The sequence below is a fragment of the Saccharopolyspora indica genome, assembly GCF_027853965.1.
Taxonomy (GTDB): Bacteria; Actinomycetota; Actinomycetes; order Mycobacteriales; family Pseudonocardiaceae; genus Saccharopolyspora; species Saccharopolyspora indica.
In genome coordinates this window covers 695,569-708,522 of the sequence record NZ_JAQGLB010000001.1, presented here as the reverse complement: position 1 = coordinate 708,522, position 12,954 = coordinate 695,569, and the positions used below count along the sequence as shown (strand labels likewise).

14 protein-coding genes are annotated in these 12,954 nt (G+C 71.6%); 8 read left to right on the top strand and 6 right to left on the bottom strand.

Translation table 11 applies throughout. The features are described 5' to 3' along the window. Window positions 1-12 precede the first annotated feature (12 nt). Complete coding sequence (locus tag OU416_RS03195; protein WP_270925262.1) at window positions 13-336, top strand: hypothetical protein; 324 nt, start codon at window positions 13-15, stop codon at window positions 334-336. A 65-nt stretch (window positions 337-401) separates the two neighbouring features. Here the strand turns inward: OU416_RS03195 and OU416_RS03190 are convergent, their stop codons facing one another. Beyond that, complete coding sequence (locus tag OU416_RS03190; RefSeq protein ID WP_270925261.1) at window positions 402-1,571, bottom strand: S8 family peptidase; 1,170 nt, start codon at window positions 1,569-1,571, stop codon at window positions 402-404. 423 nt (window positions 1,572-1,994) lie between these two features. Here OU416_RS03190 and OU416_RS03185 point away from each other — a divergent pair, with 423 nt between their 5' ends. After that, window positions 1,995-2,420 (top strand): universal stress protein, encoded by a 426-nt coding sequence (locus tag OU416_RS03185; RefSeq protein ID WP_270925260.1) that lies wholly within the window; start codon window positions 1,995-1,997, stop codon window positions 2,418-2,420. Here the strand turns inward: OU416_RS03185 and OU416_RS03180 are convergent. Next, window positions 2,404-3,177, bottom strand: coding sequence for an IclR family transcriptional regulator (locus tag OU416_RS03180; RefSeq protein ID WP_270925259.1), 774 nt, complete (start codon window positions 3,175-3,177; stop codon window positions 2,404-2,406). The genes OU416_RS03185 and OU416_RS03180 overlap by 17 nt on opposite strands. A 159-nt stretch (window positions 3,178-3,336) precedes the next feature. Here OU416_RS03180 and OU416_RS03175 point away from each other — a divergent pair, with 159 nt between their 5' ends. From OU416_RS03175 to OU416_RS03165, 3 genes are all read left to right on the top strand, one after another. Continuing rightward, window positions 3,337-4,287, top strand: coding sequence for a U32 family peptidase (locus OU416_RS03175; protein ID WP_270925258.1), 951 nt, complete (start codon window positions 3,337-3,339; stop codon window positions 4,285-4,287). 52 nt (window positions 4,288-4,339) lie between these two features. After that, window positions 4,340-5,602, top strand: coding sequence for a cytochrome P450 (locus tag OU416_RS03170; RefSeq protein WP_270925257.1), 1,263 nt, complete (start codon window positions 4,340-4,342; stop codon window positions 5,600-5,602). Between the two features lie 77 nt (window positions 5,603-5,679). Next, the gene (locus OU416_RS03165; protein ID WP_270925256.1) at window positions 5,680-7,131 is read left to right on the top strand and encodes an MFS transporter; all 1,452 of its coding nucleotides are present in this window, start codon (window positions 5,680-5,682) and stop codon (window positions 7,129-7,131) included. Here the strand turns inward: OU416_RS03165 and OU416_RS03160 are convergent. The 3 genes from OU416_RS03160 to OU416_RS03150 form a co-directional block, all read right to left on the bottom strand. Further along, complete coding sequence (locus OU416_RS03160; RefSeq protein ID WP_270925255.1) at window positions 7,085-9,478, bottom strand: NACHT domain-containing protein; 2,394 nt, start codon at window positions 9,476-9,478, stop codon at window positions 7,085-7,087. The genes OU416_RS03165 and OU416_RS03160 overlap by 47 nt on opposite strands. A 64-nt stretch (window positions 9,479-9,542) precedes the next feature. Next, complete coding sequence (locus tag OU416_RS03155) at window positions 9,543-9,761, bottom strand: tautomerase family protein (RefSeq protein WP_270925254.1); 219 nt, start codon at window positions 9,759-9,761, stop codon at window positions 9,543-9,545. 47 nt (window positions 9,762-9,808) lie between these two features. Then, complete coding sequence (locus tag OU416_RS03150; protein ID WP_270925253.1) at window positions 9,809-9,982, bottom strand: hypothetical protein; 174 nt, start codon at window positions 9,980-9,982, stop codon at window positions 9,809-9,811. 145 nt (window positions 9,983-10,127) lie between these two features. On the opposite strand from OU416_RS03150, the gene OU416_RS03145 reads away from it, so the two are divergent. Beyond that, window positions 10,128-10,295: a hypothetical protein gene (locus tag OU416_RS03145; protein ID WP_270925252.1), complete on the top strand. Its 168-nt coding sequence runs from the start codon at window positions 10,128-10,130 to the stop codon at window positions 10,293-10,295. Here OU416_RS03145 and OU416_RS03140 read toward each other — a convergent pair. Beyond that, window positions 10,255-11,433 carry an MFS transporter gene (locus OU416_RS03140; protein ID WP_270925251.1) on the bottom strand — a complete coding sequence of 393 codons (1,179 nt, stop codon included), beginning with the start codon at window positions 11,431-11,433 and terminating at the stop codon, window positions 10,255-10,257. The two genes, OU416_RS03145 and OU416_RS03140, sit on opposite strands and share 41 nt — an antisense overlap. A gap of 98 nt (window positions 11,434-11,531) precedes the next feature. Between OU416_RS03140 and OU416_RS03135 the strand changes: the two genes are divergently transcribed. Next, window positions 11,532-12,014 (top strand): GNAT family N-acetyltransferase, encoded by a 483-nt coding sequence (locus tag OU416_RS03135; RefSeq protein WP_270925250.1) that lies wholly within the window; start codon window positions 11,532-11,534, stop codon window positions 12,012-12,014. 23 nt (window positions 12,015-12,037) lie between these two features. Continuing rightward, complete coding sequence (locus OU416_RS03130; RefSeq protein WP_270925249.1) at window positions 12,038-12,952, top strand: RluA family pseudouridine synthase; 915 nt, start codon at window positions 12,038-12,040, stop codon at window positions 12,950-12,952. Window positions 12,953-12,954: the final 2 nt, after the last annotated feature.

Below are 12,954 nucleotides of genomic sequence, written 5' to 3'. Positions count from 1 at the left end.
GGGAGCGACCAGATGAGCAGCGGCACGCCGCGTCGGCGGGACGTCGAGGCGACTACCGACTTGATCGGGCAGGCCGGTCACCGGCTGGAGCGCAGCGCCCGGGAACTCGTCACATCGCCGGAGGCGCTCGTCGAGGCGCGGGAGGCGCTGCTGCTCATCACCGCGACCAGCGCGCGGCTCGCCCGTCAGCTCGACGGGCTGGCCGCCGCCTGCGAGCAACCCAACAGCACCGAGCCTTCGGAGGCGCACGTCGCGCTCGACCAGGCGGCTGCGGCGGCCGAAGATCTCGGCAACTGCACGAAGGTCGCCGCGCAGGCCATTTACGACGGAGAGTGACCGGCGCGGGACGGTGCGCAGGGCTGCCTCCGGGCGATTCGCCTCGCCCGGAGGCAGCCCCTTCGTCACGGTGCCTGGACCAGCCCGGCGCCCACGTCGGTGGCGGCCAGCGGCAGCCGGCGGGCCGTCTGCGACAACCGCGCCCACAGGCCCCACGCCCGCTCCGGGTACTGCTGGGCGTAGAGCGCGGCCACGCCTGCGACGTGCGGAGTGGCCATGCTGGTGCCGCTGAGCTTGCGGTAGCGCTCCGCGCCCGGCCAGCTTGAGTAGACGTCGACGCCGGGGCCCGCCAGGTCGACCTGCCCGATCTGGTCGACCGTGCCGGAGGAGAAGTCGGCGATCTGCAGCTGCGAGTCGAGCGCGCCGATGGCCATGATCGACGGGCAGTTCGCCGGGTGGCCGACGGGCGCGATCGCGCCTGCCGAGCGCTGGCTCTCGTTGCCCGCCGCGGCGATGATCAGCGTGCCGCGCTCCATCGCCCGCTGCGCGACCTTCTCGAACGCGTCGGAGTACGGCGCACCGGGTTCGGTGGGCGCCCCCAGCGACATCGACACCACCGCGCAGCCGTTGGAGATCGCCCACTGGATGCCCGACAGGATGCCGCCGTCGGTGCCCGAACCGTCGTCGCCGAGCACCTTGCCCGCGTAGATGCTGGCCTCCGAGGCGATGCCGTAGCCCGGCCCCTCCGCGGAGGTCCGCGGCCCGCAGGAGGTCCCGATCACGTGCGTGCCGTGGCCGTGCCCGTCCTGGACGTCCTGGCCCTCGACGAAGGAGCCGGTGACGATGTCGCGGCCGGCGAAGTCGGGGTGCTTGAGGTCCAGACCGGTGTCGAGCACCGCGACCCGGACGTCCTTGCCGGTGGCCTGGCTGCGGTCGGCGCGCACCTCCTGCAGCCCCCAGGTGAACTCGCCGTCCTCGGCGGCGGCGGACGGGCCGCCGATGGCGAACACCCGGCGCTCGGCCTCGATCCCGGCGATCGGGCCGGTTTCGCCCGCCGCCTGCCGCAGCGAGTTGAACTGGTCGTCGTCCGCGCTGATCAACGCGACGCCGAGGTCGTGCAGCACGATCCCACCGGCGCTGCGGAACAGCTCACCGGGCGCCGCACCGGCGGCATCGGCGGTGTTGGCGCAGCGGATGCCGGTCAGCCGGGACAGTTCGCGGGTTCCGATGATGGTCGAGTTGTCCTCCAGCAGCACCAGGTAGCGTCCGGTGGAGTTCTCCTCGGTGGTGGTCATGAGCAGTCCGCCTCTCCCTTGTCCGCCGCTCCGCGATCTTCAGTGATGGTCTTGCCCGGGATCGATCTCGCGTTTCGCGGTTTCCTGTGGCTGGGTTGCGTCACGGTTGCTCGCCACGGCGTTCCCAGATTTCGCCACAGCGATCTCAGGTGTATCGCGCACTACGTTGAGTCACAAGCACCCACCCGGGTAAGGCCTGCACTTCCCGTCCTGCGGATCCCGGATTCCGCGCCGGTTCGCCCAGAACACAACACCTTCGTGGTCGACCGGACGTGGGTAGATCGACACGACGCGCAGGTGCGCCGCGACCGCCGCGGTGCGCACCGGGTGTAGTCGGTGCGCACCGATCCCGGACTGGACGGAACCGCCGGTTCGTACTTCCATGGGAACCGCAACGCTGTTCGAGCAGGCCCGGAGGGTGCCATGAGCGAACGCAAGGTCGTCGTCGGTGTGGACGGGTCGGACCCGTCGAAGTGCGCGTTGCGGTGGGCGGTGAGGCAGGCAGCGCTGCTGGACGCCACTGTGCACGCGGTCGGGGCTTGGGAGTTCCCGGCGTTCTACAGCTGGGAAGGCGGCCCGATGCCACCTGACGACTTCGAGGACGCCGCTCGCAAGGCCCTGGACGACGCCGTCGACCAGGTGCAGGGCGAGGACCTGCCGTCGGTGCCGATCGAGCGCGAGCTCACCCACGCGCACGCCGCACAAGCGCTGCTGGACGCTTCAGAGGGGGCCGAGCTGCTGGTGGTCGGCAGCCGGGGCCACGGCAGCTTCTACGGCGCGCTGCTCGGTTCGGTGAGCCAGCGCTGCGCCGTGCACGCCAAGTGCCCGGTGGTCATCGTCCGCCACTGATCACGTGGCCGAGGCGTTCGGAGAGGGTGCGCGCTCCCTCCGCGATCAGGTCGCGCAGGGCCGCTTCGGTCTCCTCGTTCCAGCGCAGGATCGGCACCGCGATGCTGATCGCGGCCACGACGTCGCCGGTGTGGTCGCGCACCGGAGCGGCCACGCACGCCACCGCTTCGTTGGATTCGCAGTGCTCCCGCGCCACCCCGGCCTCGAGGACCTGGTCCAGTTCGGCGCGCAGCTCCTTGCGGGTGGCGATGCTGTGCTCGGTCATCGCCTTGAGCTTGCGGTTGCCGTACAGCTCGTCGACCTCGGCGCGCGGCAGTGCGGCCAGCAGGGCCTTGCCGACCGCGGTGCAGTGCGCCGGCAACCTGCGCCCCACCGCGGAGACCATGCGGACCGGGTGGCTGCTGTCGACCTTGGCCACGTAGAGCACCTCGGTGCCCTCCCGGACGCCGACGTGCACCGTTTCCTGGCAGCGCTCGGCGATCTCCTCGGCGACCAGCTGGCCTTCCCGGGCCAGGTCGAGGCGCTCGGCGTAGGCCGAACCCAGCTGGAACCCGCGCACGCCGAGCCGGAACCTGTTGCTGCCGCGACCGGCGGGCATCAGGTAGCCGCGTTCGCCGAGGGTGCCGATCAGCTCGTGCACCGTGGTGCGCGGCAGGCCGAGCTTCGCGGTGATCTCCGGTGCGCTGAGCTCGTCGGTGTCCAGGAACAGCTCCAGGACGTCGAACGCTCGCTCCACCGCTGGTACCGCTCGTGCCACCGCTGGTGCTCCTCCCCCGCCGACCGCGTGCGGCCGTGACCGGTATTTCGAACATCGTATCCGATACCGGCCGCGAACTGGAGCTTCCGCTTGACCGCCCCATTCCGCGCTGCATACGATTTTCCGAACGTCGTTTGGTATCTCGAACGGAGTGGTTCAATGCGCCAGACCCGGGACTTCCTCCGCTCCCAAGGCCTTCCCCGGGAGGACGCCCCGGTCACCAGCACCAAGAGGTTCCCGGACGGCGCTCAGTACCGGGTGGAGATCCCGAGCACGGAAGGACCCGAGGTGCTCGACGCCGTGCTCGCCGAGGCCGACGCCCGCCAGGTCGTGGTGCACCGGATCTCGCAGGGCAGCGGCGGGATGCTGCTCACCGATGCGGAGCTGCGCGAGATGGCGCGCACCGCCGCGGCGCGCTCGGTCGAGCTGAGCCTGTTCGCCCGGCCGGTCGCCGGCTGGGACACCAGCCCGATGGCCACCGCCGCGGGCGGCGGGCCGGTGGCGGCGCAAGCGCGCGGCACCGAACAGCTCGTGCACGTGCTGGAGGACATCAAGCGGACCGCGGAGGCCGGCATCCGCAGCGTCCTGATCACCGACCTCGGCGTGCTCAAGACCGCATCGGCCATGCGTGCGGCCGGAGATCTACCGCCGGACCTGCAGTTCAAGATCAGCGTCCAGATGGGGCTGGCGAACCCGGCGGCGGTGCGCATCGCCGAGGACCTGGGCGCCGACACCTACAACGTGCCCACCGACCTGAGCATCGGGCAGCTGGCCGCCATCCGCGCCGCCACCGAGCTCCCGCTGGACGTCTACGTGGAAGCGCCCGACGACCTGGGCGGTTTCGTCCGGCACTTCGAGATCGCCGAGATCGTGCGCGTCGCGGCGCCGGTGCACGTCAAGTTCGGCCTGCGCAACGCCCCGAACATCTACCCCAGCGGCAGCCACCTGACGCCCACCGCGGTGGCGCTGGGACGGGAGCGGGTGCGCCGCGCGCGGATCGGGCTGGACCTGCTGCACCGCTACGCTCCAGCGGCCGAGGCGTCGCAGCTGGCCGCCGACGGCCTCGCCGTACCGCGACCGGACTCCACTGTGGACGATCTTGGGCGTTGACGCCGCTCGCCCCGGCGGCCAGAGTGTGCCTGGACCCGGCGAAGGAGTCGCGATGGCAGCGCCCACCCAAGTCCCGGACGTGTTCGACCCGCGCAGGTACGCCACGGGCGTGCCGCACGAGGACTTCGCCTGGCTCCGCGAGCACGCCCCGGTGAGCTGGCAGCAGGAGCGCGAGGTCGGCGCCTGGCCCGGCGGCCCCGGTTTCTGGGCGGTGACCCGCTACACCGACGTGGTCGCGGTGCTGAAGGCCGCCGAGGTCTTCTCGTCCTGGCTGGGCGCCACCCAGATCCGCGACCCGGATCCGGCGGACCTGCCGTTCATCCGGCGCATGATGCTCAACCTCGACCCGCCCGAGCACGGCAGGCTGCGGCGGCTGGTCAGCCGGGCGTTCACGCCGCGGCGCATCGACCGGTTCCGCGAGGCGGTGGCGGAGCGGGCGCGGCTGCTGGTCGACGAGGTGGCCGAGCGCGGTGGCTGCGACCTGCCCGCCGAGGTGACCGACGACTACCCGCTGCGCAACCTCGCCGACCTGCTCGGCGTGCCGGAAGCCGATCGCGGGATGCTGCTGGCGTGGACCAACCGGGTCATCGGCTACCAGGACCCGGAGCACTCCGAGGTCGTGCTGGACGCCGACGGCAAGCCGGTGAACCCCCGCTCCCCGGCGATGCTCGCGGACATGTTCGCCTTCGCCCAGGACCTCGCCGCGTTCAAGCGCCGCAACCCGGCCGACGACGTGATGACCGCGCTGGCCCACGCCGAACTGGACGGGCGCGGGCTGGCCGACGCCGAGCTGGAGATGTTCTTCTTCCTGCTCTCGGTGGCGGGCAACGACACCGTGCGCAGCGCCCTGCCGGGCGGCGTGCTCGCCTTCGCCCGGCACCCCGACCAGCACCGGCTGCTGCTGGCGGAGCCGGAGTTGCTCGACTCCGCGGTGGAGGAGACGCTGCGCTTCCACCCGCCGGTGCTCAGCTTCCGCCGCACCGCCACGGCCGACGCCGTGCTGGGCGGGCAGCGGATCCGCTCCGGCGACAAGGTCGTGGTGTTCCACTGCTCGGCGCACTTCGACGACGAGCGGTTCGGCGAACCGCACCGCTTCGACATCCGCCGCTCCCCCAACGCCCACGTGGCCTTCGGCGATGGCCCGCACGTCTGCCTGGGCGCGCACTTCGCCCGGCTGCAACTGCGCGCCTTCTACCGCGAGGCGCTGTGGCGGCTGCGCGATCTCCAGGTGACCGGGCCGGTGCAGCACCTGGTGTCGAACTTCATCAACGGCATCAAGCACCTGCCGCTGTCCTGCACGCCCGCTCCGCGCTGAACTGCCGCGAGAAAAGCCCGTCCGGCATGGTCCGCCGACCAGCCATCAACAGGCTCCAAGGCCTATCGTCGGGCGATATGAGCACTGCTGCGCCGCTGCGCTCGCGATCGGGTCGCTGGATCCTCGTCGCCACCATCCTGGGCTCCGGGGTGGCGTTCCTGGACGGTTCGGTCGTCAACGTCGCGTTGCCCGCGATCGGTCGGGCGGTGGGCGGCGAGCTCAGCGTGCTGCAGTGGGTTCTCGACTCCTACTTGCTCACCCTCAGCGCGCTGCTGCTGCTCGGCGGGGCGCTCGGTGACCGCTACGGCCGCCGGCGGGTCTACGTGGTCGGTCTGGTGCTGTTCACCATCGCGTCGCTGGGGTGCGGGTTCGCGCCGACCGGCGAGGCGCTCGTCGTGGCGCGGTTGCTGCAAGGCGTGGGCGGAGCACTGCTGGTGCCGGGCAGCCTGGCGCTGATCAACTCGACCATCCGGCAGGAGGATCGCGGCGAGGCGGTGGGCCGGTGGGCGGGGCTGACCGGCGTTTCCTCGGCGATCGGTCCGTTCGTCGGCGGGTGGCTGGTGGACGCCGCCTCCTGGCGCTGGGTGTTCTTCATCAACGTGCCGATCGCGGCCGCCGCGCTGCTGGCGCTGCGGCACGTCCCGGAGACCCGGAACCCGCAGGCGGCGGGACGGCTGGACGTCTTCGGCGCGATCGCGGTGACCATCGGGCTGGCCGGGGCGGTGTTCGCGCTGATCGAGATCCCCGCGGCGGGCTGGACGCCGCTGACCACCTCGGCGGCCGTGGCCGGGGCGGCGGGCCTGGTGGCCTTCCCGCTGATCGAGCTGCGCCACCCGAGTCCGCTGCTGCCGCTGTCGCTGTTCCGCTCAGCGCAGTTCACCGGCGCCAACCTCACCACGCTGACCGTGTACGCGGCGCTGAGCGGCGCGTTGTTCCTGCTGTCGCTGCAGTTGCAGCAGTCCATGGGCTACAGCGCGCTCGCCGCGGGCATCGCGACGCTGCCGATCACCATCATCATGCTGCTGCTGTCCAGCCGCGTGGGCGCGGTCGCGCAGCGCACCGGTCCGCGACTGCCGATGACGTTCGGCCCGATCATCTGCGCGGTCGGCCTCGCCCTGCTGACCTGGGCGGTGCCGGGCAGCACCTACCTGACCGGAGTGCTGCCGGGCGTGCTGGTGTTCGGCCTCGGCCTGTCGATCACGGTCGCGCCGCTGACGTCGGCGGTGCTCGCCTCGGTGAGCGAGGACAACGCCGGAGTCGCCTCCGGCGTGAACAACGCGGTCTCCCGGCTGGCCGGGTTGCTCGCGGTAGCGGTGCTGCCGGTGGTCGCCGGACTGTCCCGCACCGAAGCCGGTGCCCCGCTCGGCCCCGGCTTCGTCACGGCGCTGCTGATCTCAGCGGCGCTGTGCGCGGCGGGCGGAGTCCTGTCCTGGCTCACCATCGGCCGGGCGGAACGCGTGGACACCTACCCGCTGCCCGGCCTCAACCACGCCTGCCAGGACCCCTGCACCTGCCACCACGACCGGTGACCGGCGGTTCGGCCTGACGGGCGAAGTGCTTGCGGAGCAGATCGTGCCGGAACTGGTAGGCGGGCCCGACCTGCCGGAGAACGCCTGCGGCGTGGGCGTCCTGGAGGAACGCCATCAGCCGCAGCGGGAGACGCCCCCGCAGAGCCAGCCAGATCCGGGCGAAGGAGTACGACAGCCACGCGGGGCCCAGCGAAACGGAGACCACGACAGCGATCACGCCCAGCGTGAGCGAGATCATCCAGAAACTCGTGGTGAAAAGCAGCCCTCCGTTCAGGAGGCCGAGCACGATCGCCGGCGCGACGCCACACGCCAGTGCTGTGGTCAGCACAGTCGAGCGATCACTCCGCAGGACGTCCAACGACGAAACCGCAGAGCGGTCCGGGACCGGTGCCGCCAAGCCTCGTGCCACCCCGATCGGAATCCCGGCCAGCGCCACGCAGTAGACCGCGACCAGCCACATCTCATCTCCGCCGAGTCCTGCTGTGAACAGGGAGAACACAACGTAGACGACGGGCACGAAGACCAATCCGGCGAGCGTGCCGAGCACCAGTGCCGGGATCAGCGTCCACACCCGTGGCGCATTGCGCTGCGGCATCCCGGACCGGTTGACCCCCAGGACGTTGGCGACCACGAAGAAGATCACCGTTCCCGCCACGACGAAGGCCATCGGCCCTCCCCATCCCAGAAGGCTTGAGAGGGACGACGGCTCGTCACCGGAAATCCACGCCACGACGTGGTCGACGAGCAACCGCACCGCGAGGATCAGCGAGAGGACCACGGCTGCGGCCAGAAGATCACCGCTCACACCACGCAGCATGGTCCACGCCCAGTTGCGGGACTGTCGGACCGGAGGGTGTGCCGTGCGCGCCGTCCGCACGCCGACACCCGCACCCAGCAAGACGCTCAGGGTTGACCCGATGTACAGCGTTTCGTCTGCGTACCTCGATTCCACGAACGCTGTTGCCAGCAAGAACGGGATCACCAGCGCAAGGGCTGTCGCAAGTCCGCCCACGAATCCCACGATCCAGCGTGGAACCGCGCGCGGGAGGTGCCACCACTCGAAGTTCGGGTCCGCGACGCGGGTTTCCAGGTGGTGTGCGAGGAAGACGAGCCAGCGCCGGGCTCGGTCCGGGTCCTTCGGGTACGCCGTGGGCAGGAACTGTTCCAGCAGGTGGTTCTCGATCTCGTCCGCCGTGCTGAAGCCTGCCAGCGTCCCGGGTTCGCTGCCGGGTCTCCGGTAGACCTGCCGGGCGAGGCTGATCATCAGCGGGGTGGACAGCGCGCGGGCCAGCGGGCCGGTCGGATCGGTGCGCAGGGAGTCGACCACCGGGGACCAGCGGTCGGCTCCGGTGACCTCCCGCTCCTGGAGGTAGGTCACCACGTCGTCGATCGCCACGGGTTCGACTTCCACCACGACCGCCTGCGCCAGCGGGCCACCGCCGGACACGGCCTCCTCGAACTCGGCGCTGCGGCAGGTGATCAGCATTCGCAAGCCGGTGCCAGCGGAGCGGTCCAGATCGGCCAGCGCCAGCGCCAGCAGCGGGCGCGGCATCTCGTCGAGCCCGTCCAGCACGGGCAGAATCCGCCGGTCCGCCAGCAACCGGCGCACCAGCTCAGGCAGGTGCGACTGCGGTGCCAGCATCGGGTAGTCGGCGACGATCCGGTGCGCGATCCAGTCCTCCACCGGCTCGCTCGGGTCCCAACCGGCCACGGACAGCAGGACCGGCACCGGATCTTCTTCCCGGGAGTCCTCGATGACGGCCAGCGTGCCGAGGATCGCCAGGGTGCTCTTCCCCGATCCCGGTGCTCCCAGCAGCACCAGTTGGCGGCGGTGGTTCGTGCGGAATGCCTCCGCCAGAGCCCATGCCGACGATCGTTGCCCGTCCACCAGGGTGTCCCCGCTGTCGTCCGGCACCGAGACCGGGCGCGCAGTCCGGCGCCACTTCAGCCGCAGCGGCCTCGGCTGTCGCAGGCCACGCGTACCCACCTCCTGCGTCCACTGGCGCCGAATCTCGTCGCGCAGCGTGCGAACAGCGGCCCCCGCCTGTACCGCTGCGCGAGCACGACGGCGCATCAACCAGAAGACGAGCACCAGCGCCGCCAGCACCGGCACCGCGACGCTCGGCCAGCGTTCAGCGCCGACCGCCGCGCTGATCACGCTGAAGACGGCCACCGCGCACACCGCCGCTGTCCCCACCAGCCACGACGCTGCGCCCGTCGGCCAGTAGAGGTGCACTCCGCCGCTGACCGTGCGCGTTTGCACCACGTTGCCGTGCACGGTGCCGGTGATCTCGTTGCGCGCCGAGCCGTTGCTCGCGTCGTCGTCGGATCGCCCACGAGCAGACATGCGCGTCACCGTATCGTAACGATCACGTCACGTACGGCCAGCCCGCCGAATCATGCGGTCGTGGTCAGCCCGCGGCCCGCTTCGCCTTGACCTCTTCGGCGGTCATGGCCTGGCCTCCGATCGCCCAGCCGCCGCTGGGCGTCTCGGTGATCACGACGTGCGTCACCGGTCGCAGCGCTTCGCCTTCGACGGCGATGACCGCTTCGGACACGCTCTCGACCAGCCGCCGCTGCTCCTCGGCGCTGAACACGCCTGCGATCACCTTGATGTCGACGAACGGCATCGGACTACTCCTCCACCGGGACGCTCACTTGCTGATTCGGACTCCGGTCATGCGGCTCGGGTACCTCCCGCCGTCAGGCGCTGCATGCGGAGGAGCCAGAGCTCCAGTTCGGCGAGCTGGCCGTCGAGGCTCTCGCTGCCGTACATGTCCGGGCTGGCGCGCAGGGTCATCAGCTCTTCCCAGCGCCGTTCCATCTGGTCGACCATCTCTCGCACCGTCACCTGCGGCCCCTCTCCCCGAACGAGTACCGCCGTCGACGGTACGGCGGGGCCGTGCACGCTCGGTAAGGCCAAAAGTCACGGTTTCACCCGATCCGCCCGGTCCGAACCACTCCACCGCCGTGATCGGCTGTGGTGTGATCAAGACATGCGAAGAGGTCGCCGAGGGCACCCGTGCGAACCCGACATCAGCCAGATGGGTCTCTGGCGCTGCGAGGTGTGCGGGCAGCAGTGGGAGATCCACGGCGTCGCGGGCAATCCGCGGGTCCGCAAGGTCAGCCGGGTCGGGTGGTTCCTCGCCAAGCTGTTCGGCTGAGGCGGCCGGCCAGCAGCACGACGAGCAGGCCCGCGGCCGGTACCAGGACCAGGCCGAGCCGCAGGCTCACCGCGTCCGCCAGCAGGCCGACCACCGGCGGCCCGGCCAGCACCCCGAGCCGGTAGAGCCAGCCGACGACGGCCAGCCCCGCTCCCGGCGGCAGGCCCGGTACGGCGTCGGCCGCGTTGAACCCGGCCGGGATGATCGTGGCGATTCCCCAGCCGGCCAGTGCGAAGCCGATGATCGCGGTCGGGACCGACGGCCACAGCAGCGCACCGCCGACCGCCACGACCACCAGCGCTCCCCCGGCCCGCGCGACGGTGCTGGCGCCGAAGCGGTCGACCAGCCGGTCGCCGGTGAACCTGCCGATGGTCTGGGCTGCTTGCAGCGCGACGAACACCCCGCCGGAGAGCGCAGCGGCCGCGCCGAGCGAATCGCGCAAGTAGATGGCGCCCCACGACGCGGCGGTGTCCTCGACCAGCGCACCCGCCGCGCACAGGGCGCCCAGCGCCAGCAGGGCCAGCAGGGTTCGTCTTCCCGGGCGGGCCCGCGGGGTGCCCCGGTGCGCGGAGTCGTCGGGCCCGGGGAGCAGGAACGCCCTGCTGGTGATGGCCACCGCGGCGAGCACGACGGCGGCTGCGCCGAAGTGCAGCGGTAGCGGTGCTGCGACTCCGGCTGCCAGCGACCCGCCCAGTCCGCCGATGATCGCGCCGACGCTCCACAACCCGTGCAGCGAGTTCACGATCGACCGCCCGTAGGCGCGCTGGACCCGCAGGCCGTGCGCGTTCATCGCCACGTCGACCACGGCGTCCATCGCTCCCGCCACGAACAGCGCTCCGGCCAGCTGCCACCAGTTCGCCACGAGCCCGATCGCGACCAGGTCCGCGGCGAGCAGGGCCGAACACCACACCGCGACGTTCGCCGAGCGCCACCTGGCCAGCAGCGGACCGGCGAGCAGACCGGCCGCCATGGCGCCGAGCGGGAACGCCGCGATGGCGGTGCCCAGCGCGGCGTTGGACAGGCCGAGCGAGTCCTGCACTTCCGGGTAGCGGGGCACCACGCTGGCGAAGCTCGCCCCGTTGACCAGGAACAGCGCGGCCACCGCCAGCCGCGCCGCGACCGGTGCGGTCCCCGGCATCGCCGCCCTCCTCCCGGTAGCTCCCGCGATCATGCCAGTTCCGGCGCACTAGAGTCGGGGCCGGAACCCCGAACCCGGAAGTCCACTGTGGAGGATCGTTGAACGTGCTGGCGACGTTGCCCGTCGGACCGGTCACCTACCAGCTGCGCCGCGCGACCGGCGCCGACCTGGCCGCCGTCGTCGAGCTGCTGGCCGCCGACCAGCTCGGCGCGACCCGGGAGTCGGCCGTCGACCTGGAGCCGTACCGGGCCGCGTTCGCGGCCATCGACGCCGATCCGGCGCAGCTGCTGCTGGTGGCGGCCGCCGGGGACGAGGTCGTGGCGACCATGCAGCTGACGTTCATCCCCGGCCTCGCCCGGCGCGGCGCGCTGCGCGCCCAGATCGAAGCGGTCCGCGTGCACGAGCAGCACCGCAGTCACGGCCTCGGCGGCGAGATGTTCGAGTGGGCCATCGGCGAAGCCCGCCGGCGCGGTTGCGCCCTGGTGCAGCTGACCACCGACAAGCAGCGGGCGGACGCGCACCGGTTCTACGAGCGGCTCGGCTTCACCGCGTCGCACGAGGGTTTCAAGATGGCGCTTTGACCACCGGCTAGGCTGGTGGCGCGATGCGACGCAAGCTCAGCTCGCCGCTGCCGCAGCGGCACGGCGTGGATCCGGTCCGGATGCGACTCCCGCTCGACGGGCACTGGCGCACCGTCCGCGACCACCTCGTCGACCGGATCCCGAAGCTCCCGCCGGAGCGCATCGAGGCCATGCTGGGCGAAGGCCTGATCGTCGGGGCCGACGGTCCGCTCGGCCCGGACAGCCCGTTCGTCCCGGGCGCGTTCATCTGGTTCCACCGCGATCTGCCGGTCGAGGTGCCGGTGCCGTTCGCGATCGACGTGGTGCACCGGGACGAGCACCTGCTGGTGGTGGACAAGCCGCACTTCCTGGCCACCACCCCGCGCGGCGGGCACGTCGTGGAGACCGCGCTGATCCGGTTGCGGCGCGATCTCGACCTGCCCGAGCTCAGCCCCGCGCACCGGCTGGACCGGCTGACCGCCGGGCTGGTCATGTTCGTGATCACCCCGCGGCACCGCGGCGCGTACCAGACGCTGTTCCACGACCGGCTGGTGCACAAGGAGTACGAGGCCGTCGCCGCGTTCGACCCGGACTTGCGGCTGCCCCGCACGGTGCGCAGCAGGATCCACAAGCAGCGCGGCATGCTTGCCGCCGAGGAGGTGCCGGGCGAGCCCAACAGCGAAACCCTGGTGGAGCTCGTCGAGCAGCGCGGCGATCTCGGCCGCTACCGGCTGCTGCCGCGCACCGGGCGCACCCACCAGCTGCGCGTGCACCTGAACGGCCTGGGAATCCCGATCCTCGGCGACGACCTGTACCCGGTGGTGCGGCAGCGGGCCGCCGACGACTTCAGCGACCCGCTGCAGCTGCTGGCCAGGGCGCTGGAGTTCACCGATCCGATCACCGGTGACCGCCGGCGCTTCGAATCCCGCCGGACGCTGAGCGCCTGGTCCGGGGGATGATC